Consider the following 23,826-nt stretch of genomic DNA (forward strand, 5'->3'; position numbering starts at 1 on the left):
AGAATGATGCCAAACATTTTGTTGGCAGGAGTACTGTTATATCAACAATTTTCAGAAATATTTGTTTATCTTGATGGCATCCTGCATCAAAAAGAGATGTTCATGTGCATCTAGACAATTATTTTTAAGATATTTAACGTATTAACCTTCTTCTATCTCGTTAGGACTCTTTTATTAATTTATACTTTTGGAGTTTTCGTACAATAGTAGACTGATTGACTCCAAGGGACTTCGCCATCTCTCTTGTCGTGTTGCATTTCCTCATCGTTTTCAGCAAAAGCTGCTTTTCAACGCTTTCTAAAAACTCAAATAGATTAGCCACTTCCTCTTCTCCTTTTTCAATACTCGCAAGGGATATGGGGGCTGCTTCCTTCTCTCTAAAGAAAATGGATTTTTCCATTACTACAAATCTTTCTACTACATTTTCCAACTCTCTAACATTCCCTGGCCAAGAATAACTTAATAGTTGCTCTAGTTGCAGGGAGCCAAAGTTGACATTTTTTTTGTATTTCAGATTAAATTTTTGAAGAAAATGAAAAGCAAGCGCTTGTATGTCCTCTCTTCTCTCTCTAAGGCTGGGAATATGAATAGGTACTACGTTAATACGGTAATAGAGGTCTTCACGAAAAGTGCCTGCTTTGACCATTTGGCTGAGATCCTTGTTTGTAGCCGTGATAATTCTTACATCTATCTTTTTTTCTTTTGTTCCTCCTACTTTCATAATCACTTTCTCCTGTAAAACTCGCAACAACTTTACTTGTAGAGCCAGAGACATTTCTCCAATTTCATCTAAAAAAAGAGTGCCGTTATTAGCAATCTCAAAAATCCCCAACTTTCCTCCTTTTCTTGTACCTGAGAAAGCACCTTCTTCATATCCAAAGAGTTCAGATTCTAATAAATTCTCCGGTATAGCTCCGCAATTGATCGTGATAAATGGCTTGTCATTTCTATCACTTAATAAATGAATTTGATTAGCCACCATTTGTTTTCCTACGCCTGTTTCACCTAAAACAAGAACTGAGGCATCGACCGCTGCCACTGACTTGATAAGTTCAAATAAATCTTCCATTTTTTTACTCGTATAAATAAAAGGTTTATCTTCATATTTCTCTTGCTGAATTCGCGCTACCTCTCTTTGGTAGTTATCCAATAAAAGCCTTGACTCTTCTAGTCTGTTTTTGAGTTGATTTACCTCTGAAGAATTTTTTGTTATAGAGACAACTCGGACAATTTTGCCTTGCTCATTTTTAACGGGAATGGATTCTATATCAAAAATCTCACCTGTGTTTGTATATTGCAATCCATTCTCTCTCTTTCCTGATTTAAAGACCTTGGCTGTAATGGATGGATAAAAGATTTTTCTTTTCTCCAGATCAAACACATTTTTCCCCAGGTATTGCTGGTCATCCTCCGATGTTACACGAATAACTTTTCCTTTTTCATCTGTGACGAGAACACTCCTATAGTATTCATCAAAGACAGTTTGGAACTCTTTCATAAGCCATTCATCGCCCGTCATGACATTACGTAAGTTATCATCAAGCTCCCAATCAAGCACACCTTGAATCTCATTGTTTTTATCCTTAATGACTACTATTTTATTCTCTTCGTACATGAGTTGATTTTGATCTCCGCTATATGAAACTGAAGCTTCTATCACTACATCTTCGATTGATATCGCTTTCATTGCCGCTAAGCCAAAGTTTTCAATTTTTTCAGCTATTGCCTCTCTCCTTACGCATCCTATAATATTTTCAGAAGTATATAATATAAACCATTTGCAGCTTGATTTAATTGCAGCCATAACAAGTTCTTCAAAAGTTGTCGGCCAAGGAATACATGCAGATTCTTTAATCAGATACTCTTCAATCTTCATTCCGGATCCTCCTTGAATTATTAGCCCTATCACTCTGTTTGTCCTAAGTTAAATAGTTCTCTTCATTTTAAGAAACCCCTTTTAACGAAACGAGAAAAAGACTGCCCTAGTATTTCCAAAGCAGTCTCTTAATTTCAAATTATATAGAGCTTAGACACTCTTTTAATGTTTGTACGATAAAGGTAAAGTCTTCTTCTGTAATGCTCAATGGAGGTGCAAGCTGTAGTATATTATTGTAACCAGCTACGGTGTCACCATTCTTGCCGATAATCAGTTTTTTCTCCTTACAAAGGCCGATCACTTTATTGATTAATTCAGCCTTTGCCGGCTTCTTCGTCTGTTTGTCTTCTACTAGTTCAATGCCAATCAACAGACCTTTTCCACGGATGTCCCCAACAAATGGGAGGCTTTTTAGCTCTTCCAATTCTTTGAGCATACGCTCTCCAAGCTGCTGTGAACGCTCAATCAGCTTTTCATTTTCGTAAATTTCTAAATTTTTCAACGCTAAAGCGCAAGCTGCTGGATTTCCCCCGAATGTATTGACATGACGAAGCCGGTCGTATTGATCATTGCCGCAATAAGCTTCGTAAATCTCCCTTTTGACAGCTGTCGCTGACAATGGAAGGTAGGCGCTCGTAATCCCTTTCGCCATTGTGATAATATCAGGCTTCACATCATAATGCATAAATCCAAATGGTTTGCCTGTCCGGCCGAAGCCACAGATGACCTCATCACAAATTAGGAGGGCTCCATGTTTTTCACAAATTTCTTTTACTTTCTTCATGTAGTTTTGTGGAGGAATCAGACAGCCTCCTCCTGTAATAATAGGCTCCATAATCATCGCTGCTACTGTTTGGCTTAACTCCCAGGTCATCACTCGATCTACTTCTTCTGCACTCTCAAGCGTCTGCTCATCATCAGGACGGCGATACATATCCGGCGGATTCACGTGAATGAATCCGGGAGCGAGCGGCTCATACTTATATTTTCGTTCAGCTTGGCCTGTAGCCGAGAGAGCTCCCATTGAGTTACCGTGATAAGCACGATAGCGGGAAATAAACTTGTATCGGCTGTGATCTCCCTTTTGTTGATGATATTGGCGAACGATTTTGAAAGCTGTTTCGTTTGCCTCTGAACCGCTATTTGAGAAAAAGATAACGTAATCGCCGCCAAGCCATTCATTTAGCTTTTCGGCTAGCTTAATCGCAGGAATATGACTTTGAGCTAAAGGAAAGTAAGGCATTTCCAGCAGTTGCTCATAAGCAGCTTCTGCCAGTTCTTTTCTTCCGTAGCCAGTATTCACGCACCAAAGACCTGACAGCCCATCCAAATACTTGTTGCCGTCTATATCTGTTATCCAAGCCCCTTCTGCTTTCTGTGCAATAATGTTTCCGACAGCTGGCGCTGATCCCCTCATCGCGTGCCAAACATAACGCTCATCCCTTTTTTGCAGATCCTGCTCTTTTTTCGTTACCTGCATCATCGTTCCCCTCCATTTTTGATTCTCTTAATAACGGCCAGTCAACATCTTTTTGCGCGTATAAAACTCTACGCCGTCTTTACCGTTCGCATGAAGGTCGCCATAGAAGGAGTTTTTATAACCTGAGAACGGAAAAAATGCCATTGGAGCTGGTACACCTAGATTAATGCCGAGCATTCCTGCATCAATTTCTTCACGGAATTCCCGGATCGCTTTTGCACTGTCTGTATAGAGGCAAGCCCCGTTTGCAAACTCGGATTCATTTGTTATCTCAATCGCCTCTTGCAAGCTTTCAGCCCGTACAATAGAAAGTACTGGAGCAAAAATTTCATCCTGCCAAATTTTCATATTTGTTTTCACATGATCAAAGATCGTCGGGCCGACAAAATAACCTTTTTCATTTTCCCCTTCTCTTCTGCCGTCACGGACAAGCACAGCCCCTTCTTTTTCACCGCTGTCAATATAGCCAATGGTCCGTTCCTTATGAGCTTCGCGGATAACCGGTCCAAGAAACACTTCCTTTTCCATGCCATTGCCCATTTTAATATCATCCGCTTTTTGTTTAAGAAGGCTCACTAATTGATCTGCAATATCTCCAACAGCCACTACGACAGAGGCTGCCATACAGCGTTCACCAGCTGATCCGAAAGCAGCGCTCGTAATGTTAGCGGCTGCGTTTTCTAAATCGGCATCCGGCAATACGATAGAATGATTTTTAGCTCCTGCCAACGCTTGTACTCTCTTGCCATTCGCAGCAGCCGTTTTGTAAATATATTCCGCAACAGGTTGAGAACCTACGAAGGAAATCGCTTTTACATCTTTGTGCTCCAACATTCCATTGACGACGTCGTGGGCTCCGTGAACAATGTTCAACACGCCATCAGGAAGTCCAGCTTCTTTAAATAGCTCTGCCAAACGATTCGCTAAAAGCGGCGTACGTTCAGATGGCTTCAAGATAAAAGTGTTTCCACAAGCAATAGCAAGCGGGAACATCCAGCATGGAACCATCATCGGAAAATTAAATGGCGTGATGCCGCCGACGACTCCGAGAGGATAACGGTACATGCCCGATTCAATGCCTGGAGAAATATCTGGAAGCTGGCTCCCCATCATTAAAGTCGGCGCACCCGCAGCAAACTCGACACATTCAATGCCGCGCTGCACTTCGCCGTAGGCTTCGTTATAGCTTTTTCCATTCTCAAGCGTCACAATTTCGGCGAGTTCTTTCCAGTTTTCCACTAACAACTGCTGATAACGAAATAAAATGCGAGCACGCTGAGGTACTGCTACCTTCTTCCATGATTGAAACGCTTCCTCCGCTGCTGCTACTGCCTGATCCACATCTTCCTTTGTAGAAACAGTTAGTCTAGCAATCACTTCACCTGTTGCCGGGTTCGGGATCTCTTCTATCTTTTCACTAGATGACTCTGTCCATTGTCCATTAATAAAGTTCTTCACTGTTTTCACATCTTTTGTCACTACCATCATAAACCCTCCTGCACTAATTTAAACTGTTTGATAGCTTCATTATAGTTTCATTGGAGAACCCTTTCATTAGACAAATCGTAAAATATTCAGAAAATTTTTTCTACATTTTGGCCAATTACAGTTTATTTCCTTACCTTTTGTCGTTTATGAAAAGTCTTGGCCAATCGCCTTGAAATACTCATATGCCGAAACGGCAAACTCAATCGCCTGCCGTTTTGGCGGTTCCATAAAGTCCTCTCCTAGTAATTCATATAGTTTTTCGAGCCGATGATAGAGCGTTTGTCTTACAATATAAAGCCGTTCTGCCGTTTCCTTTTTTGAACCATTACATGCTAAATAAGTTTTTAACGTGCTCATCAACTTAGCATGATGATACTCATCATATGCGAGGACAGTGCTTAAATAGTCCGAAACAAATTCCTGAAGCACCCCTTGTTCATGGACAGCATAAATCAATCTATAAATATGCAAATCTTCATAAAAATAACTTTTCATTTCGCAGGAAACCTTTTCCCTAATAGTCGCTACGATCGTTGCTTTTTCATAACTTGATTTTATGTGAGTCAATTTATCAACAATCGTTCCTGCACTAATTTTTCCAGGCAAAGAAGAGTAATTTTTAACGTAGTCTGACTTTTTAATCTGGTTTATGGCTGCTTTGATTCGTTGCTTACAAGTATCTTCTTTTCTTTTATCCAGCAAAATAAAAATGATTTCGTTTTTAGAGATCGTTGATAAAAGAAAAAATCCTTGTTCTTGAAAAATAGACCGAAGCAGCATCTTTAAATAGGTTAAATCAGAGTTTTCTATATCAGATTGATCCACTTGTAACAGAAAGACGACTGCCCGTTTCGGTTTCAATTTTGGCTCTATTTCTTTTAGGAACTGATTGATCTGCTCTTCCGTATGCTCTCCCTGCAGCCACTTTTGAACCCAATCGGCCTCTTTTGCCTTTCTTCTTTCTTCAATCCATAACTCTCGCAAAATAACCTGCGCAAGCGCTGTAGTCGTACGGTCTAAAATCAATGTTTCAAATTCTGTTATTTCTCCTCTCTCTGAGATAATGATTAACTCCGCAAAGCTTTGACTCCATATATGAATAGGCTGGCGGGCAATATGGCAATTTTTTTCTAGCTTATTTTGATTTAAATCAGCAAGAAGCTGTTGCTCTTCTCTAGTTGATTTATTTGAAACAATCTCTGCACGCCCCTCCCTCGGAAGATAAATGACCGGCAGCTGAATTTGTTGATGCATCATTTTCAGTACTTTCTCTCTTGGAGCTGTTTCTAACAATATTTCATTGATTCGACGAGAGTAGTCTTCTAAATCAGCAATCATTTGATATTGTTTTTTTATAATTAAGGTATGAACGCTTTCTGTAATATCAACAAAGCGAACCTCCTCGTAAAAGACGATAATGGGAAAGTCATGACGGTCGGCAAGCTGAAGGATTTCAATTGGAATTTCATTCATATATTTTCCCAGCTCGATACAAAGCCCTGCTGCCTGACAATCAATTAATTGCTGTACAAGCAATAAGAGCGTTTCTTTTCCTGCTTTCCACCCTACCCCTGTGGAAAGAATCAGCTCATCGCCGTTGAGAAGGTTGCTTACGTCAGAGACCTCCATTACATGCACCCATTTTACTGCCCGATGCCGGCCATTTTTTCCCGCTACGACTTCTGCCTGTTGAAAATAGTCAAGGTCTAACACTTCCTGAACTGATAATTTCATCTCTTTCTTCACGTATCCACCCCCGCACCCTCTAACCTCATTCTATTTATATCAAGTTTAATATCAAATCTAGTATCATTCAATTATATGGAAAAAGCAAAAAAACTTAAAAAAGAACACTCCCAAAAGCTTAGCTTTGGGAGCGTCCTCGTCTTTTGCAGGAAGAAAATTTTACAGAATGATCTCCTACAGATTGAATTGTTCTAATAAATCGTTTAGTTCTTCAGAAAGGTCCGCTAACTTCTCTGCATAATTTTTAACTTGTTCCATGGAGCTATTTGCTTCTTGGGCTGCAGCAGCTGTTTCTTCAACACCAGCAGCAGATTGTTCAGAGATTAAAGCGATGCTCTCGACCGTTGATCCAATGCTTTCTGTTTCTCCATTAAGTTGGGTTAAGTGTGTGGTAATCACACGAATCTTTTGAGCAAGAGTTGAAATGGTCCCTGTTATTTCGTCAAAAGTCATACCTGTCATTTGAATTTGTTCTGCGCCTGCTTCTACTTTCTCAAAGCTCGATTGCAAGGATCCCGTTACCTCTCTCGAACCTTGTTGAATCCCATTCACCATTTCCGTAATACCGCTAATCGAGTCAGCCACCTGCTCTGATAACTTACGAACCTCTCCTGCGACTACAGCAAAGCCTGTTCCATGTTCTCCCGCTCTAGCTGCTTCAATCGCGGCATTGAGTGCTAATAAGTTTGTCTGCTCTGCAATATCCCGAATCACCTTTATCATTCCTGAAATGTGCTTCGCTTGCTCGTCTAAATCCTTCACTTGATTCATCGATGCTTTCACAATTTCATGCATCGTGCTCATATCTTGAATTGAGGCATCCATTAAGGCCTTTCCTTTATTCGTTAAATCTAATACATGATCGGTTGTAGCCGACATATCTTTTCCATGGTCATAAGCAGCCTGAATGTTTTTAGAAAAAACTCCTACTTTTTCTACTAATTTTAACGATGAGCCCGCTTGTGTCTCTACACCTGCTGAGAGCTCATTCATAGTAGAGGCAATCTGTTGGCTCCCTTCGTTAATTTCGTTAGAGGATTGTTTTAGAACACTGCTTTGTTTGGCAACAATCTTTGAAGTATCAGCAATTCGCTCTACCATCTCTTTAACATTATTCTGCATCATGAAAATCGACTCTGTTAACAGCCCGATTTCATCATTCCTCTTTTTGCCTTCAAATATTGTATTTAATTTGCCTCTCGCAAATTCGTCCATAAAATAGGCTGCTTTTTTAATAGGTTCCGAAATGGAACGGCTAAATAAAAGCGAAGCAATAATCAAACACAACAGTGTGACCCCGCCAACGATGAAGGTTAACAGCGTCATCTTATGATCCGCTTTTACGATAACTGAAATATCTTGTGAAATCTCCACTATGCCAATGACTTCCGTTTTCGTAGGATCAAACATCGGTATGTATGTTTGTAAAAACTCTCCCTTTTCAATAGAAGCTTCCTTGCCCGTTAGCACTTTATTGATAACAGCTGTATCATCCAGTTGTTTTCCAACATTTTCTGGAGTAGAAGAAACCATGACTTCACCAGATGGATTGTATAGGTTAAGCTGCACGCCTTGAACGGTCTCCGCCAAACCCTTTAAAAAATCTTGATCAATCCCCATCTGCAGTGTTCCGATCACCTTGTTATTCGCTTCTAAAGGCATGAATGCTCTCACTGCTAATCCACTGTTTCCGAATTCAAACCCTGCTGCCCCTTTTCCTTCTAAGGCGTCTTGGATAGCAGGAAGCTCACTTTTGTCATCTCCGTATTTTTGAGGGTTATGCCCTCTTAGAAAGACGGTCCCATCTGTCTCGCCAAATTCAAATACGCTAATATGGTGTTCTTCTTGTAAGCGTTCAAAGATCGGCCGTATTTTTGCCAATAGCTGCTCCCGATTATTTGTTTGAAAAGCACGAACGAGTTCTTTATCATGACTATACTTTTTTGCTAAATCTAACAATTCAGTTGAAGATCGTTCTAGACTCTGGACGACTGATTGCTTAGTGGATTGCTGGCTTTGCTGGGTAAGCGCTGAAAAAGCCTGATCGGTGTTATACAGTAGAATGATGCTTAAAATCAATAACGGAATAATCGAAGTTGCCAACAGAATAATGAACAATTTGTTGCTTAATGTTTTAAGCCTAAACAAAACTTTTCCCTCGCCCTCAACTAGTAACATTTTACTACTTATATAAATCAAACACATTATAGCTTACGGGTTAGGAGTTTTATACATTTAGGCCTTTTTATTTACAAAATCTTAATAAAAAAACGCTAACAACAGACATAATTCTACATAAATAAGGAGCTGTAAGAACAGCTCCCCGGTGCATAACAGAAAACTTTAAACGCTACCATTTTTTAATAAATATTATAAACATTTTCACACTCTTCACCTGTTGGCTGGTAAAAACAATGAAGTTTGTAACGTGCTACAAGCGGCTGGTCGTACCATGTCGACGGACAGTTTCCTTCTGGTCTAAAGTACCATAACGCATATTTTGAAGGCCAGATCCTTTCTCCATTAACCGACCGACGAGCCAGCCTTCGCTCACGTTCCCGTGGTCTTTGATAAAAGTATCCTTTCTGTACAGCCTCAAAAGCATGCGGCTGATACACCATTTGGGGAATCGTGCGCAGTCCCTTAAAATCAGAACAGTTTGCCCTAATTCTATTAATTCCAACGTTGCCCACCATTAACATCCCCTGTGTTCCTTCACCTTCTGCTTCTGCCCTCAGCAGCCTTGCCAGCAAGTCAATATCCGATGCCCTATGTTTTACGACTGCCATTTTTTCACCTCCGTGAAATCTCTCTTTTAGTATATTCTTTACCATCTAAATGATGAGACACAGTTATAAGATCATCTGTTTATCCAAACAATCAGAAATCAACTTTCCCTCTCAGATCTCTAACTTTCTATTTCTATGATTACTAAAGTGACAGGATATTTTGAACACTTTTATACTCAAATAAAGAGCGAAAGAATGCGCCAATCAAAACCTTCGAAAAAAGAAAAGATTTTAATAAAGCCACCCTGTGGGGGAGCAGTGACTGTTCAATTTGGCAACGAACTTGCATCCTTTCCCAAAGCAGAGGGAACCTAATTAAAGCATGTAAAACCACACGGCGCGCTTTACAACCAAGCTGTGGTTAGCAAAGAAATTTCCCAGGCAATCGTTGCCGCTGTCGAATCCTCTCTTATTTTGTACGGATTTGCAGGGAATGAATGAAGGCAGGAAAAGCAGCTGGATTAGTAACAGCAAGTGAAGTATCCGCTGACCAAACCTATACGCCAGACGGCACACTAACGCCTTCTCTTATCCAAAAAAGTCAGACTGCCTTCTGAAGCAGTCTGACTTTTTTATTTGCTTATACGATCTGTTTTCAATTCGCGGACAATCTCTTTTCCAAAGTGGCCAAGCTTCCCCTCACTATAGGAACGCATCACTTCTGGAGCGAGTGATCTAAGCGCTCTCTCGATGTAGTCAGCAGCCAATCCCTGTTCTGTAAAATGGCTCTCCAATTCTAACGCCGCTTTCACCGCATAATAAGTGGCTAGTTTATTTACTTGCAATAGTTTCTCTTCACTATCTATCTTGATTCTTCCAAGGTCATGAAATACTTCAGTTATTTCAGCTGGCAAAGGAGATTCTGTAATAAACAAACCATCTCCCCGTTCCAATAAATCTCTCGCATGCCCCATAAATTTCATTCCCCAAATAGAAAGGTGAGGAAATTGGCTTTTCACTTCTTTCGTATAAAGTGTTGTCGCCATGTTGATAATCCGCGTCTCGGTTAATGGAATCCCTTTGTCCATGCATTCATTTAGAAACGGGACAATCTCTTGTGCCGGAAGAGCTAATATGATCATATCCAATGTTGAAAGTTCTTTCTCGTTCAATATGTACCCGCTTGGATAATGTTGAATAAACGTTTCCACTTTTGTTCTTTCCGGATGATAAATACCAACGGCCCGGCCTTTGAAAGACCAATGCTCCATCATGGCTCTCCCTAGTTTTCCAATCCCCACTAAACCAACTTTCATCTTTTTCGCCCCTATTCTATTCTTTTACTCTGTATAGACAGACAAATGATATCTGTTATTGTTTTTGCAAGATTGATAACCGTATAAAGCCGTGTATTATTCAAGGTTTGCGCGGGTGTCAGTGGATCTAAATAATTTACGATCGCTCGTAAATGGACATCTCCGACTTCAGAAAACCCTTTATTAAGAGCTTTCCCAGGAATAAAAGGCGTCTCCTCAAAAAGAATAAGGCCTACCCTCTGTTTCTCCCCTAAACAAGCATCAATACCAAATATCAGCGGATTCTCGTACTTCTTGTAAATGTTCTGTATCATCTCTTCTAAATTTAATGCGTGAACAGGCTGCTCTAACGTACCATAAACATCGTATGGAATCGTCTTTTCTTTTAGCATCGTTCCAACGAGAGGACCAAGCGAATCTCCTGTCGAGCGGTCCGTGCCAACACATAGAAAAACAATCTCTTTTTTCACTGATTTTTCTAATGCGTCTTTTATTTTTTCGACAATAACCTCTGTCTCCATCTTCTCTATTTTAGCTTTTTCTGTTACGTAACAATTGATCGTCCCCTTTGTTCTCCGCTTTTTTCTTCTCAGAAACCAGATGCTCATCTTACCCCTCCCCTGTTCAGCTAATCATATAGAAGCCCCTATCTCCTATTTCAATAACTAGACGGGGCTCTTTACATTGTTTCTACTTTACTATGCTTAATCCATTAACTTCATTGTAATGGAATAACAAGGAAGCAGGCTTGTTATTTTGCGAATATTTATTACTAACTTTTCAGCTTTTGTAATGCTTGCTCCTCCGCAGGAATTCGCACATACAGTAAAAGTAGAGCATTGGCAACCGAAAAAACTAAAGCTGTTCTCCAAGCTCCAAAAATAAGAGGAAAGGTGGCAATCTCAGTCGCCACGACGACATAGTTAGGATGAGGAATCCAGCGATAAGGACCGCGGTTTACTCGTGATGCGCCGGGAAGGACGAGAATTTTTGTATTCCAGAACGGCCCCAAGGAAGCAAGAGACCAAACACGAAGCACTTGGGCAAGCAGGAAAATGATAGAGAACCATTGCCAGCCTGAGGCTAGGCCCAATTTCAAATAAAGGACTTCTCCTAAAAGAGAAATAAAAAATAAAATATGTAATAAAACAATCCATTTATAATGATCAGAACCTACTTCGATCGCCCCCTGCTCCCGCATTCGTTTCTCATTAGAGCGAGCATAGACGACCTCTAATAGCCGCTGTGCCACAACAAAGACAAATAAAATAAAGAAAAAAGTCATTGGTTCATCTCTCCCCATTCAAGCCAGACCATCTCCGAGCTAAAGCCGGGACCAAGTGCTGTCAGCAGCCCTTGCTCACCAGAAGAAGGCTGGCGATTGATCACTTCCTTTAATACATATAATACTGTTGGAGAAGACATGTTTCCTTGAGAAGCTAATACTTTTCGAGAAGGAGTCGTTTTTTCACTGCTAAATCCTAATGATTCTTCATAGGCATCAACTACTTTTTTTCCACCTGGATGAGCAACAAAGTAATCGATCTCATCTAATTTTTTGCCCATCCGCTCTAAAAAAAGTTCCACATTAGGCTTTAACCAACTTTCAATGATACTCGGGATGTCTCGAGAGAAAATGACATGCAGCCCTCCATCCTTCACATCCCACCCCATTACGTCTTCGGAATCGGGCATCAATGTAGACTGTGTGCCTTTTGTAAAAAATCCGGCACCCGTAATTTGAGCTTCTTCGCCCGTTACTAAAGCGCACGCTGCCCCATCGGCAAATAAAGACGTACCAATCAAATTACTTTTTGACATGTCAGCGTGCTGAAAGGTTAAGCTGCATAATTCGATGCAGAGCACAAGCACTTTTGCTTTTGGATAAGCGAGACAATAATCATGCGCCCTACTCATGCCGGCTGCTCCGCCTGCACAGCCAAGCCCCCAAAGCGGAATCCGCTTTACGTGAGCGGGAAATTTTAATTCATTCATCACTCGGACATCGATAGTCGGAGTCGCCATTCCTGAACTGGAAACGAAAATAAAAGCGTCAATCTCTTCCTCATTAACCCCTGCTTCTTGCAAGCACTTTGTCACCGCTTCTCTTCCAAGCCGGACGGATTCCTCAATATATTTGTCATTTTTCTCCTTTAATCCCTGCTCCTTTTCAAACCATGACAACGGAGCCGCAAAATAACGGCTTTCAATTTGTCCATTGCCAAATACCCGCAATAGGCGCTCAATATCGTTATAATGCCCCCCAAATAAACTCCGGACTACCTCAACCACCTCTTTCTGATCAAAGCGATAGGATGGATTCTCAGTCACTACACTTCTAATAAACGGCATCTCTTTCTTCATCCCTTCTGCCAACTAAATAATTTACTGATATCTTTCCCTCTTTAAATAGCTCATACACCCAATCGATACTTTATTTTCCAGTTCCTTGGATCTTTTCTCGTTCTAATAAGGAACTTTAAACATAACACTTTATTTACGACCGTTTATTCAACTATGATGCAGGAAATGTCCAATGAGCTGGCGAATAGTGTATGTATCAGTTTGAAAGCGCTTATATACATAGGGGGATCGAGACAAATGATTAAAACCATCAACTTGAATGAAGTCATTCGCGGGGAGAGTTTGCCACCAGCATGCGATACGACGCTCGGTGTAAAAGTGTTAGAAGCAGGTGAGGGCTATGCAAAAGGAATTTGGACGATCGAAGACCACTTATTAAATGGAAATGGGGTCATTATGGGCGGCTTTGTGGCAGCTGCTGCTGATATTATGATGGCCTACGCCATTACTCCGCTAATAAACGAAAACCAAACGTTCGCTTCTATTAATTTGCAGACCACTTTTCACCGCCCAACCTTTACTGGCGAAGTTGACATTGACGTAAAGGTTGAAAGGCTCGGGCGCACGGTTTCTTATTTGACAGCAGACTTAAAACAAAATGGCAAATTAACGGCAAGCGTAACCTCTTCTATTATGATTATGGATAAAAAATAACCATATCCTTCTCATCCTTTGTGGAGAAGCTATGAGACAGCTTCGAACAAAATAAAACACCCCTAGTCAAAAGGGGTGTTGAGATTGTAGACAAAATCTACTTTATATGCTGTCAGGCTGATTGCAAGCGTTTGTCTTTCGAGACGCGAAACCTGACGAGGAGCGGAGTGACCATCAGGGTCATCAGCACCACAGGCAGGCGAGCAACGAAGAAAGTGAGCGTTTGCCAACAGCCTGAACATCCCTAGTCGAAAGGGGTGTTTTTAGTTTATAAAGAAAGATTACATCCGATCCATGTAAACGGTCTTCACTTGTGTGTAAAATTCAATGGCTGTTTTCCCTTGTTCGCGTGATCCCGTACTGGATGCTTTGCAGCCGCCAAATGGAACTTGCGGTTCAGCGCCCGCTGTTTCTGAGTTCACATGAACAATCCCCGCTTCAATGTCGTCAACAAAACGATTGGCTAACGTAAGGTTATTTGTACAAATAGCTGCACTTAATCCATATTCTGTATCATTGGCCATTTCAATGGCTTCCTCGTAGCTGCCTACCTTGAATAAGGCAATGACAGGACCAAAAATTTCTTCTCTGGCAATTCTGGCATTACAAGATACGTTTTCAAACACGGTCGGCTTTATGTAAAAACCGTTTGCCAAGTCGGCCTCTGCCGGCACTTCTCCTCCGCAAAGAAGAGTCGCTTCTGCCTTGCCAGCTTTAATCATAGCCAACACTCCATCCTGCTGGCTTTTCGATACTGCTGGCCCCATGAATGAATCTGCTTCAAGCGGATTTCCTACTTTTAGTTCCTTTGTACGTTCCACTAACCGATCACGGAAGGCTTCGTAAATTCCTTCTTCTACGATCACACGGCTTGTTGCTGTACACTTTTGGCCAGTGGATTTAAAAGCACCGTTGATGGCGATATTTACTGCCTTTTCTACTTCGGCACCAGCTAGCACAATCAATGGGTTTTTCCCGCCCATTTCTAACTGTACCTTTTTGCCATTCGCTGTAGCCTGGTTTTGAATTTGAAGACCAACCTGATTGGAACCAGTAAAAGAAATCGCTTTAATAGCTGGATTTTCTACAAGTTCATTGCCGACTACCGAACCTCTTCCGAACACACAGTTCACGACACCGGCCGGCATGCCTGCTTCATCAAAAGCTTTCATAACGTGATATACCGACTTCGGTGTGAGGTCTGCTGGTTTAATGACAATGGTGTTTCCGTAGATCAGAGCCGGTGCAAGCTTCCAAACTGGAATAGCAATCGGGAAATTCCAAGGAGTGATTAATCCAATTGGACCAAGCGGCACGCGGTTCGTATATAATAATGTTTCTGCATTAGCAGACGGGATCACATCACCAATTGGCTGCAATCCTTCTGCTGCATAATATTCTAGAATGCTGATCGCACGCTGCGTTTCCCCAACTGCTTCTGCGAGTGTTTTGCCTTCTTCAAGTGCCAAGTCCCGACCTACTTCTTCCACATTGGCTTTTAAGATCGCTGCAGCTTTACGAAGATAAGAGGCTCGCTCTTGGAATGAGCATTTTTTCCATGACAAAAACGCCTTCTTTGCAGCAGCTGCTGCTTCTTGAACATCTTCTTTTGCACTAGAAGGAAATTCCCCTAGGTTCTCTCCATTGTGGGGACTGTGATTTTCTTTGTACTCCCCTGTCGTTGGTTCTTTCCACTGTCCATTGATGTAATTTAAATAACGCATTGTTTCTCCTCCTCTTACAACAATAATCACTTATACTGCTTATAAAAAAGCAGTTGGGCATAAGTTCCTATTAGCTTATCTATCTGTACTTCACTCGCAAATGAGTGGCAGTTTTTCCCCTGACTATGCCGAAAAGTGAGCGGAAATGCGAATTCTACATTTGGTAAAAGTGTCGTGAATAGTGGAACTTTTTTTATTTTAGCATATTTTCAGTTAATAAAAATAGCGAAATTGCGCTTTTACTAGCAGGGATTTCTGTCTGTTTGGGTACTCTGGCTTGATAACTTTACTTAGAAAATCTGTATCATCCCGCTAATTAGTATAAAACTTCTGTCGCCTGGAAAAATATTTATATTATCAGGACTTGTAATGAGAACTTCTCATTCTCTATCTCTGATTGATTCGCACTAAACAAGTGAGGGTCGTTGTAATAATTAGAGCTGTCTTTGTATCTTGATCATGATCTATTTTATGATCAAGTATTTTTATAGATTCATCGTAATGAACGAAGTCTTCCTATTTCTCCAGCCCTCTAGAACGGCAAATTAGAATAAAGGATAATCATCCCATTCAATGAGAATCATGTTCTCTCTTAAATAGACAGCATAAAAAAAACCAGAGTTTTACATTCCACTGGCTTTTTTATTTCGCTTCACTTTCTTGTGCTGATTCTAATCTGCTGCACCACATATTAACAAAAGAGAATGTCTATCCCCTTAATTAACAGCAGCTAAGCTCATCGCTTTCTTTCTCAGGGCCGCCTTATCGATTTCCCCCTGTGTTAGCGGTATGTCCTTCAGAACAAAAAACTGATCTGGAACCTTGAAGCTAGCTAATCTTTCTCTGCAGTAAGTATGAATATCTTTTAACTGTATTTCTTCTTTGTTCACGATGAAGGCGACCACTTGCTCGCCTAATACAGAATGGGGCACACCTAAAACTACGGCTTTTTCCACCACTTCAATTTCTGTTAAGAGTTGTTCAATTTCACTTGGGATCACTTGTTGCCCTGCTTTTTTGATCATATCTTTTTTTCGGCCCACAATTTGTATAGTCTGTTCATTCGTCACTTTTGCTAGGTCTCCTGTGCTGAACCAACTGCCGCCATAAATCTCTTTCATCAATTGAGGATGTTTATAATAACCGAGAAAGTCACAAGGTGTTTTAAAGCATAATTCTCCTACTCCTTCAGGAGACCGGTTTGCCAATTTGAATTCTACTTCAGGTGATAATGTCCATTCTATTCCTTCTCGGATATCCGTCTTTGTGTACATCATAACTCCTAACTCTGAAAGCCCGTATAGGCTGGTAATCTTGCAGCCTTTTAAAGGGGGAATCCCTTCAAGAAATTCATCTGAGATCATTTCTCCCGCAAGATACACGGCTGATAATGGTTTAAGTACGGATACATCATTAATATTATCGAACATGCATAGAGCTTTGAATAGCCAAGGACTTGCTACCAATTTACTAGTGGGATTCCATTTCATTAGTTTTATAATATGAGGAAAACTAAATGATTCAGTAGCCACCACGGAAACTTGCGAATGAATCCCTGACAGCAGCCAACAAAGTCCGTATAACCCTGATATCGGTACCATTAAAAAGATTTTGTCTTTTTTTGATAGATCAGCAGCCGCAGTTAACGATCTTTGAGCAAACTTAAAAAATCCCCGATCAACCCTTATTCCTTTAGGCAGCCCTGTACTGCCGGATGTACAGGCTATTACATAAGGGGTTGGATCTTTTTCAGATATTTTCTCCTCTCCATCAATCATCTTAGTTTCCCAGTAGAAACCGTCCTCTGACTGAATAATGATGGCTTCTTCATTTGAAGATTCGGCCCACATTTGCACAGCATTCTCCAAGCTAAAACTATTGTGTTGTTTAATGGTAAAAATAACATGCGGATTAATATAGGACAGAATTTGATTTAACTCTTCTTTCTTCAAAAGTGGATTAATTGGGATAACGGTCCCTCCTAATTTATTTACCGCCAGTACAATGTTTAGGAAACTCACTACTCCCGGCATAATGATAGCGACTCTTTTCCCCTTTAAATCTTCTAGTTCTTCCAAGAGGTGACAATACTTTTTTACATTTTGCTTTAGATCCCCTAGAGTGTAAGTGCCTGCTTGTGTTGTTAAAGCTCTCTTCGATAAATCTGCTTCTTCATTAAAAATCCAATCATATAAATAAGACATTTCTGTATTCCTTTCTTAAAAGTTTCTCACGTACATAAAACATCTTCAGAAACTCCTGTATATATGCTGATGACACAAAAGGTTAGATCCTTTATTTAAAAGGACGTAAAGAATCTACTCTAAGGCTATCCCTTCTCCTGTACAGATACTTTGTTATCTTTAATAAAAGGAAGGCAAGAGGAAAATGATACTTCAAGAAGAATATTCAGAGGGTGTCGCAAAAAAGCTTATCTAATCGCCTCCTTGCTGAATCCCCTTATAGAAATCTAAAGATGGCACAATGATATTTCCGTCAACATAAGCTCCTGAGGATTAATGGATAAAGTATAGTAAATGTTGAACTGTATAATGAACTAAAAGGAAATCATCTCTGAGAGACCTACTTTGTTTTCCTAATAATTCCTAGAAAGCAAAAATTCACACAAAAAAGCCCACCAAAAGATTGGTGAGCATAGGTAGACGGGGATTACCTCTATCGTAAGGTAATCCTCACTATATCCAACCTCTTTCGGTAACCCGGCGATCATAGTTATTACATAACCTTAGATCCGTAGCTTTGCGTCCTTATCTTTCAATAAGTTTGCCATTATCGTGTATGGTAGATTGATTTATAAATAGATCATCCAAATAGTTATTACTTTAGACATAGGTATTTATGACTTATATCATAACCCACTGACTAAAATTTGTAAATAACAATGTATATTTTTGTCTTGTTATCACTTTTTTTGTCGAAAATTAAGGTGGTTTAATACCAAACCTACATTTTTATCATTTTGTATTCACACTTTTCTTTTTGAAAAAAAAAGAGGGATAGCTCTACTTAAAAAGGAGCATCGAAGTTATTCCTCTAGCAGTTGAATCAAAAAACATAGAAAAATAAAAAAGAAAACGGGCACTTAAGCGCCTGTTTTCCCTAAACAGCCCACTAGTTGGTTACAATTGAACAACATCTTGAGGCTTCTCTTCTTTTTTTCCCTTTACTTTATCAATCTTATCAATAAACATTTGAAACACTTTTTTCTTTTCTTCCAAGTCTGTAATCTCTTCCTTTAACTGATTAAATCGCTTTTCAAAAGGAGTATGATAAAGCTCGCGAATGTTGCGGATAATATCTTCATTAATCGTTGACTGAATAACTTGCTTCGTAATGCTAAATTTATAAGAATATACCTGCAGCTCGCGCTTAATTTCTTCATATTCCTTATCGATGTCATTTAACAATTCACTAATTTCCTGTTTCCATTCTTCTAAAGATTTTTTTACATGCTCCTCCATGTCGAAACTCCTTTTATTCGTTGTGATATGTATCTCATTTAATTGCTTACCTTTCATTGTATCAATTGAACTTTTCGTCTAGATGTCTATGAAATTACATGAAAATAAAAAATAAGTAACAGCCTGCCCGTTATGTTTAGTATTTGGTGCACCGGTGATATAATCACTACTAAAAGGAGAGTTTTGGAAATGGGACTAGGCTTTAGAAAAAGCTTTAAAATAGCGCCAGGCGTCCGGGTAAATGTGTCAAAAAGAGGTGTTGGTGTCAGTGCAGGCGTGAGAGGATTGCGCTACTCTATTAACTCGAGCGGACAGCGAAGAACGACAGCCAGTCTACCAGGCACTGGCATTTCTTACACGCACACCTCCGGCTCAGGAAGGAAGTATAAAAGCTCTGCGCAGCAGCAAAGACAAAGACTTGTGCAGCAACAAAAAGAAATAGCTAAACAACAAGAACTAGAGCGCGCTAGGTATGAAGTGGAAGTATACGAAAATAAGCTTGATCTCATTCGCTCGATTCACAAGGAATGTGATGATACATTTGATTGGGAGGAAATTAGCCGCTCTACTCATCCTCATCAAAAAAATGACAAGGGGCAATTTAAAATCGAAGCTCAACAGGAATTGGATTCCTTTCAACCAACTCTTTTTCAAAAGCTTTTGAAAACCGGTGGCAAGAAAGAAGAAGAACTAAGGGCAGCTGTTATTCAAGCTAGACAGAAGGATGCCGCAGAATGCAGAGAACTAGAGAGAACGATCAGCATCGCTAATCGAATTCTGAATAAAGATGTTGATGCTTATTTTGAAGTAATAGAGGAATTAGCGCCGCTTGATGACTTATTGGAATTCGGAAGCGGCTTTGAATTTTTTATAGAAGAGCCCGATGCATTAGAAGTTGAATTTCTCGTTCATTCTAAAAATGTAGTGCCAACGCAAATCAAAACCTTAACGAAAACTGGCAAACTCTCTGTAAAAAACATGCCTAAAACGAAGTATTTCGATATTCAGCAGGATTATGTCTGCAGCTGTGTCATCCGAATTGCCCGAGATATGTTTGCAATTTTACCGTTCAATACGGTTACAGTGCATGCGATGGATGAAGTACTTGATACATCAACAGGGCGACCGAATCTCGTTCCGATTTTATCGGTAAAGTTTAATAAAGAAAAGCTCAATCAGCTAAACTTTGATGCGATCGATTGCTCGGATGCTATGATTAATTTCGAGCATCGAATGGACTTCAAGAAAACACAGGGCTTTAAACCTGTAGAAAAACTATGATTCTGTCTTATTTAATAAAAACCGGCAGTCTGATGAGACCGCCGGTTTGTTACTATTTATTTGCGAGCATTAAACTCACTTACGGACACGGCAGCTCGCTTCACGTCTTTTTTATCAAATAAGAACGGCTTAAACTTCCAGTTAGCATAGAGGCTGAGCTGGTCTTCATAATGCTCGCTGAGTGTCCCATCCTTATGAATAAAGCCAATCTGTCCTGGCGGTGTGACGTTAAAACCTTCCGGCTGTTTTGGTGTCATTTCAATATAGTGATTTTCACTTCCACGATTCATTTCGATTATTTCTGTTTTTGATCCGTATCCATGTGGAATAGCAATTAACGATTTTGCACCAAATGTCATGGTTTTAATTGGCGCACGCCACTTATCTGCTTCTTCTCCCTTTTCTTTATAAAGCTTAGCAAGTGCTTCATCGGTACTTTCCAACATAATTTTTTCTGCCTCTTCTTTTGACTTCCATTGATAATTTGTTGGCTCCCCGCTTAATACTTTATAAGCGAGTGTCGCTCCCATACGGTGATCTGTGATTTCTCTCGTTAAATCAGAGACACTGCCTAATGAATCATTGAACAACTTATCATGGGTGTTATTCCACCACTCATCAAAGAAAGCGACGACTCCGGCATCATAGTAGCCATCATGATTTTTATCTTCTTTTAAATTGTTCCATTTTCTCAGCTGCTCAACTAAATAAGCATACTCTTTATTTTCAGATTGGTATTTCTCAAGCGTTTTTATTAATAATGGCTTGAAATAATGAGTGCGCAGCTGCGCGAAACTTGCTGTGTAATTGATTTCATTTAAGTCTTTTAAATCCACCTTGCCTCTTGCTTCTATTCCATTGATAAACTGTTGAACGCGGTTATCTTTTCCCCAAACAATGCTGTATTCACCATTTCTCCAATACTTAGACGGTTTATTGTTCCAATTGACGACATATCCTTTTTTCGGATTGATAGCTTGCGGGTTTTTAGCAAATGACTGGAATCCCTTCCACTCGTATTCCCCTGTGCCTGGTGTTGGGAATCTGTCATCGATTTCATTGCTTCGGATCGGGTATTTACCAACGTGATAATAGGCAATGTTGCCTTTTTTATCAGCATAGTACCAGTTTAATGACATCGTGAACTCGCTGGCTGCCTGCTGAAACTCTTTTACGTTTTTCGCCCAGTTAGCCTTCATATAAGCCTGGATGCTCTTGGCTTCTGCGCCGCGGAATGACCATGATTTACTGTAAGCTACGTTCTTTTCTTTATCGAGGCTGATGACAGGACCGTGAACAGTGTGGAAGAATGTCTCTTCTATCTTCTTTGACTTTCCATCTTCTCCACGGACGATGAATGTTTCTTTCCGCTTCTCCATGTTTCTCCATTTTCCTTTATAGAAATATTGTGTTGGATCAGCCGGGTTTAGTTTTTCTTCAAAGATATCCGTAACATTGCCATAACCAGCAGTAGCCGTTAAAGCTAAATGTTGATTAGCGCCAAACATGATAAAAGGATAGCCGATAAATCCTGATCCCTCCATATCAAAGCCAGGAGAATGCAATCCTACTTCATACAGGAAGCCAGGTGCCACGAAGCCAACTTGCGGACCGCTGAACAATAAAGCGTTGCCTGATTTAGACTTTTTCGCCCCCACAATCATCGCATTGCTGCCGATTTTCAAAGGCAATCCTAATTCTTCTGATGACTGAACAAACTTGTCTCTTTCTTTTACAATTTTCTTTGAGGCATCGATCACGGCCGATGAAAACGGCTGGATGGAAGCTTTTCCTTCCTTTTTAATGTCTGTTTGATCATCTGATTGAATACTTGTAGGCGCTTCCAAATCATTTTTCCAAACAAGGTCATCAAACATTTTTACCGCTTGCTCTTTTCCATATGTACGTTCAAGCCGTACTAGAATTTCTGCATTTTTCAATTCCTGATGGTTGTCCATAAAATAAGTCATCGACACCATGTAGAGACGGACAACATCTGTTGCTTTCCACTTTCTCGGTAAAAAGCCATAGTCATGAAATTCCTTTGAAAGCTTTTGATCAGGCGCTTTCACTGCTTCATTCACATAGGCTGTGATACCTTCAGCAAACTGTTCAATTAACTGCTTCGTTTCACGATCAAGACCGTTCAGCATTTTTTGAATCTCTTGGTCGCTATAACCGTCTCGTCTTGACTGCTCATCTTTCGTTACATATTCTTCACCAAAGATTTCTGAAACGGTTCCTTCATTTCCCCGTCTGAACATTTCTAGTTGGAACAGACGATCTTGTGCCATTACGTAGCCATATGCCTTATACAAATCCTTTTTATTTTTGGCATATAGATGCGGAACTCCATATGAATCACGAATAATCGTCACATTCTCCACTTTCTTTTGGTCTTTAGCCAATGCAAAGTTTTGTGGAAGAACGAGCACGAACACCATCATAATGACCATGAGCCACTTTTTCTTCATCCCTTATTCCTCCTGTTCTTCATTACATTTACAAAACGAATTATAATTTCACCGTTATGCAATAGCAATCAAATTTTTAAATGTTTAGAATATTTAGTTAAATAGTCAGGTGTTGACTTACAATTTTTTCTTTATATCTCCAACTAATGAGGTGGAAAGTTCATAAATGAATGACCTATCTTTTGTTCTAGAGAAAAATAAAATAGCACTGCTCACATTTCGAGCAGTGCATTCCATGTAAACTACAGCTTCTTCTCATTACGTTTAAAATACCGGTATACCTCATCGTCAGACCAGGCGAGCCGCTTTTGCAAAACGGCTATGTATAACATTAAAAGAATCGGCCCATCCGAATTACTTTGAAATTCGATTCCTCGCGTCTGAAAAGCTTCCATCAATGGATAAGCAAAGTCCATTCGATCATTTCGGTAATAAAAGTCTGCTTCTGCATGTACTTCTTTGACAAACTCCAAAAGCCCGGCCTTTTCTAAAAGTGGAATTTTCTCCTCTATTATTTGGTAAGATACATCAAATAACAAATCAATGGTTTCGTTTGTCAGCTTTTCTCTGCCGATGAATAGCCGGTTCACTTCACTTTCCAAATCACGAATCAGCTTAAACTCTCCTCTGCGCGCTTTGAGCTGCTTTAGAATATTCGAGTAATACCAATGCTGATTACTTTTTCCCTGGTTAAAATGCTCCCAGGCTTTCGCTCCCTCTGTCTCTACTGACTCATAAATGCTGCGAATATTATGCAGCTTATCACATACAATCACTTGAAGTGCTTCCTTCGTAACGAACGGCAGCGCTTCGATCGTCGCTCGTTTTCTTTCTTCCCAAGGTAAAGTCTTATCTTGTTCAGACGCCGCTTGCACAATATCTGCTGCCTGTCTGCCAAACTCCGTGACAAGCTGATCATAAGTGGCTTCTGTATCTTCTAACGTATCGTGAAGAATACCTGCTGCGATTACCTCATCAGCGCATCCCGCTTTTTGCAGCATCATTCCAACGGCAAATGGATGAGCAATGTATGGAATATCAGCCACTTTCCGGACTTGTCTCTTATGTGCTATTGCAGCGAAGTTAATTGCTTTTTCAATTAAGTTCATAGTGTTTCATCCTTTTTTGAAAGATTTTGTTTTAAGCCCTCTCACCTTTTTCCTCTATACCCAATTGTGCGCATATTTTTCGATCATCTTTGTGTAATTGATA

The 23,826-nt window shown here is 40.1% G+C and carries 18 protein-coding genes and 1 riboswitch; of the genes, 3 read left to right on the forward strand and 15 right to left on the reverse strand.

All coding sequences use genetic code 11. The features are described 5' to 3' along the window. Positions 1-160: 160 nt before the first annotated feature. The 6 genes from A8F95_RS11500 to A8F95_RS11525 all read right to left on the reverse strand — a co-directional run bounded on the left by A8F95_RS11500 (position 161) and on the right by A8F95_RS11525 (position 9,379). On the reverse strand, positions 161-1,876 hold the full coding sequence (locus A8F95_RS11500) for a sigma-54 interaction domain-containing protein (RefSeq protein ID WP_077247332.1): 1,716 nt from the start codon (positions 1,874-1,876) through the stop codon (positions 161-163). Positions 1,877-2,015: 139 nt separating this feature from the next. Beyond that, positions 2,016-3,356, reverse strand: a complete 1,341-nt coding sequence (locus A8F95_RS11505) for an aspartate aminotransferase family protein (protein WP_065410910.1) — start codon at positions 3,354-3,356, stop codon at positions 2,016-2,018. Positions 3,357-3,383: 27 nt separating this feature from the next. Then, positions 3,384-4,841, reverse strand: a complete 1,458-nt coding sequence (locus A8F95_RS11510; protein WP_065410630.1) for a CoA-acylating methylmalonate-semialdehyde dehydrogenase — start codon at positions 4,839-4,841, stop codon at positions 3,384-3,386. A gap of 147 nt (positions 4,842-4,988) precedes the next feature. Beyond that, on the reverse strand, positions 4,989-6,590 hold the full coding sequence (locus tag A8F95_RS11515) for a PucR family transcriptional regulator (protein ID WP_077247333.1): 1,602 nt from the start codon (positions 6,588-6,590) through the stop codon (positions 4,989-4,991). 174 nt (positions 6,591-6,764) lie between these two features. After that, complete coding sequence (locus tag A8F95_RS11520) at positions 6,765-8,738, reverse strand: methyl-accepting chemotaxis protein (protein ID WP_176713676.1); 1,974 nt, start codon at positions 8,736-8,738, stop codon at positions 6,765-6,767. 212 nt (positions 8,739-8,950) lie between these two features. Further along, on the reverse strand, positions 8,951-9,379 hold the full coding sequence (locus A8F95_RS11525) for a cell wall hydrolase (RefSeq protein WP_065410632.1): 429 nt from the start codon (positions 9,377-9,379) through the stop codon (positions 8,951-8,953). Between the two features lie 357 nt (positions 9,380-9,736). On the opposite strand from A8F95_RS11525, the gene A8F95_RS23400 reads away from it, so the two are divergent. Then, positions 9,737-9,820, forward strand: a complete 84-nt coding sequence (locus A8F95_RS23400) for a hypothetical protein (RefSeq protein WP_425415000.1) — start codon at positions 9,737-9,739, stop codon at positions 9,818-9,820. A 131-nt stretch (positions 9,821-9,951) separates the two neighbouring features. Here A8F95_RS23400 and A8F95_RS11530 read toward each other — a convergent pair whose 3' ends face one another. The 4 genes from A8F95_RS11530 to A8F95_RS11545 all read right to left on the reverse strand — a co-directional run bounded on the left by A8F95_RS11530 (position 9,952) and on the right by A8F95_RS11545 (position 12,987). After that, positions 9,952-10,635: an NAD(P)-binding domain-containing protein gene (locus tag A8F95_RS11530; RefSeq protein WP_065410633.1), complete on the reverse strand. Its 684-nt coding sequence runs from the start codon at positions 10,633-10,635 to the stop codon at positions 9,952-9,954. A gap of 11 nt (positions 10,636-10,646) precedes the next feature. After that, positions 10,647-11,243, reverse strand: coding sequence for a spore protease YyaC (yyaC, locus tag A8F95_RS11535; RefSeq protein WP_245671276.1), 597 nt, complete (start codon positions 11,241-11,243; stop codon positions 10,647-10,649). Positions 11,244-11,407: 164 nt separating this feature from the next. Next, positions 11,408-11,920, reverse strand: a complete 513-nt coding sequence (locus A8F95_RS11540) for an isoprenylcysteine carboxyl methyltransferase family protein (RefSeq protein WP_065410634.1) — start codon at positions 11,918-11,920, stop codon at positions 11,408-11,410. Further along, a complete protein-coding gene (locus A8F95_RS11545) occupies positions 11,917-12,987 on the reverse strand; it encodes a type III polyketide synthase (RefSeq protein WP_065410913.1) in 1,071 nt (356 codons plus the stop codon). The genes A8F95_RS11540 and A8F95_RS11545 overlap by 4 nt, the downstream gene beginning before the upstream one ends. 249 nt (positions 12,988-13,236) lie before the next feature. Here A8F95_RS11545 and A8F95_RS11550 point away from each other — a divergent pair, with 249 nt between their 5' ends. Beyond that, positions 13,237-13,653 carry a PaaI family thioesterase gene (locus A8F95_RS11550; RefSeq protein WP_065410635.1) on the forward strand — a complete coding sequence of 139 codons (417 nt, stop codon included), beginning with the start codon at positions 13,237-13,239 and terminating at the stop codon, positions 13,651-13,653. A 281-nt stretch (positions 13,654-13,934) separates the two neighbouring features. On the opposite strand, the gene A8F95_RS11555 is transcribed toward A8F95_RS11550, so the two are convergent. The 3 genes from A8F95_RS11555 to A8F95_RS11565 form a co-directional block, all read right to left on the reverse strand. Further along, positions 13,935-15,377, reverse strand: a complete 1,443-nt coding sequence (locus tag A8F95_RS11555) for an aldehyde dehydrogenase family protein (protein ID WP_065410636.1) — start codon at positions 15,375-15,377, stop codon at positions 13,935-13,937. 716 nt (positions 15,378-16,093) lie between these two features. After that, on the reverse strand, positions 16,094-17,581 hold the full coding sequence (locus tag A8F95_RS11560; protein ID WP_065410637.1) for a class I adenylate-forming enzyme family protein: 1,488 nt from the start codon (positions 17,579-17,581) through the stop codon (positions 16,094-16,096). Positions 17,582-18,088: 507 nt separating this feature from the next. Continuing rightward, a riboswitch (cyclic di-GMP riboswitch) is annotated at positions 18,089-18,176 on the reverse strand. Positions 18,177-18,517: 341 nt separating this feature from the next. Then, entirely contained in the window at positions 18,518-18,859 is a 342-nt protein-coding gene (locus A8F95_RS11565; RefSeq protein ID WP_065410638.1) for a hypothetical protein, read from the reverse strand. 189 nt (positions 18,860-19,048) lie between these two features. Between A8F95_RS11565 and A8F95_RS11570 the strand changes: the two genes are divergently transcribed. Next, the gene (locus A8F95_RS11570; protein ID WP_065410639.1) at positions 19,049-20,140 is read left to right on the forward strand and encodes a DUF4236 domain-containing protein; all 1,092 of its coding nucleotides are present in this window, start codon (positions 19,049-19,051) and stop codon (positions 20,138-20,140) included. A gap of 56 nt (positions 20,141-20,196) precedes the next feature. Here the strand turns inward: A8F95_RS11570 and A8F95_RS11575 are convergent, their stop codons facing one another. Together A8F95_RS11575 and A8F95_RS11580 are read right to left on the reverse strand one after the other, a co-directional pair. After that, the gene (locus A8F95_RS11575; protein ID WP_065410640.1) at positions 20,197-22,614 is read right to left on the reverse strand and encodes a penicillin acylase family protein; all 2,418 of its coding nucleotides are present in this window, start codon (positions 22,612-22,614) and stop codon (positions 20,197-20,199) included. A 242-nt stretch (positions 22,615-22,856) separates the two neighbouring features. Then, positions 22,857-23,723: an HD domain-containing protein gene (locus A8F95_RS11580; RefSeq protein ID WP_065410641.1), complete on the reverse strand. Its 867-nt coding sequence runs from the start codon at positions 23,721-23,723 to the stop codon at positions 22,857-22,859. Between the last annotated feature and the right edge of the window lie 103 nt (positions 23,724-23,826).

The organism is Pseudobacillus wudalianchiensis (genome assembly GCF_001685015.1).
GTDB lineage: Bacteria > Bacillota > Bacilli > Bacillales > Domibacillaceae > Pseudobacillus > Pseudobacillus wudalianchiensis.

What these genes read in the sequence shown, in the direction of transcription:
- A8F95_RS11500 (WP_077247332.1), bottom strand. Translation starts at nt 1,876, where the DNA reads ATGAAGATTGAAGAGTATCTGATTAAAGAATCTGCATGTATTCCTTGG.
- A8F95_RS11505 (WP_065410910.1), bottom strand. Translation starts at nt 3,356, where the DNA reads ATGCAGGTAACGAAAAAAGAGCAGGATCTGCAAAAAAGGGATGAGCGT.
- A8F95_RS11510 (WP_065410630.1), bottom strand. Translation starts at nt 4,841, where the DNA reads ATGGTAGTGACAAAAGATGTGAAAACAGTGAAGAACTTTATTAATGGA.
- A8F95_RS11525 (WP_065410632.1), bottom strand. Translation starts at nt 9,379, where the DNA reads ATGGCAGTCGTAAAACATAGGGCATCGGATATTGACTTGCTGGCAAGG.
- A8F95_RS11530 (WP_065410633.1), bottom strand. Translation starts at nt 10,635, where the DNA reads ATGAAAGTTGGTTTAGTGGGGATTGGAAAACTAGGGAGAGCCATGATG.
- yyaC (WP_245671276.1), bottom strand. Translation starts at nt 11,243, where the DNA reads ATGAGCATCTGGTTTCTGAGAAGAAAAAAGCGGAGAACAAAGGGGACG.
- A8F95_RS11540 (WP_065410634.1), bottom strand. Translation starts at nt 11,920, where the DNA reads ATGACTTTTTTCTTTATTTTATTTGTCTTTGTTGTGGCACAGCGGCTA.
- A8F95_RS11545 (WP_065410913.1), bottom strand. Translation starts at nt 12,987, where the DNA reads ATGCCGTTTATTAGAAGTGTAGTGACTGAGAATCCATCCTATCGCTTT.
- A8F95_RS11550 (WP_065410635.1), top strand. Translation starts at nt 13,237, where the DNA reads ATGATTAAAACCATCAACTTGAATGAAGTCATTCGCGGGGAGAGTTTG.
- A8F95_RS11555 (WP_065410636.1), bottom strand. Translation starts at nt 15,377, where the DNA reads ATGCGTTATTTAAATTACATCAATGGACAGTGGAAAGAACCAACGACA.
- A8F95_RS11560 (WP_065410637.1), bottom strand. Translation starts at nt 17,581, where the DNA reads ATGTCTTATTTATATGATTGGATTTTTAATGAAGAAGCAGATTTATCG.
- A8F95_RS11565 (WP_065410638.1), bottom strand. Translation starts at nt 18,859, where the DNA reads ATGGAGGAGCATGTAAAAAAATCTTTAGAAGAATGGAAACAGGAAATT.
- A8F95_RS11570 (WP_065410639.1), top strand. Translation starts at nt 19,049, where the DNA reads ATGGGACTAGGCTTTAGAAAAAGCTTTAAAATAGCGCCAGGCGTCCGG.
- A8F95_RS11575 (WP_065410640.1), bottom strand. Translation starts at nt 22,614, where the DNA reads ATGAAGAAAAAGTGGCTCATGGTCATTATGATGGTGTTCGTGCTCGTT.
- A8F95_RS11580 (WP_065410641.1), bottom strand. Translation starts at nt 23,723, where the DNA reads ATGAACTTAATTGAAAAAGCAATTAACTTCGCTGCAATAGCACATAAG.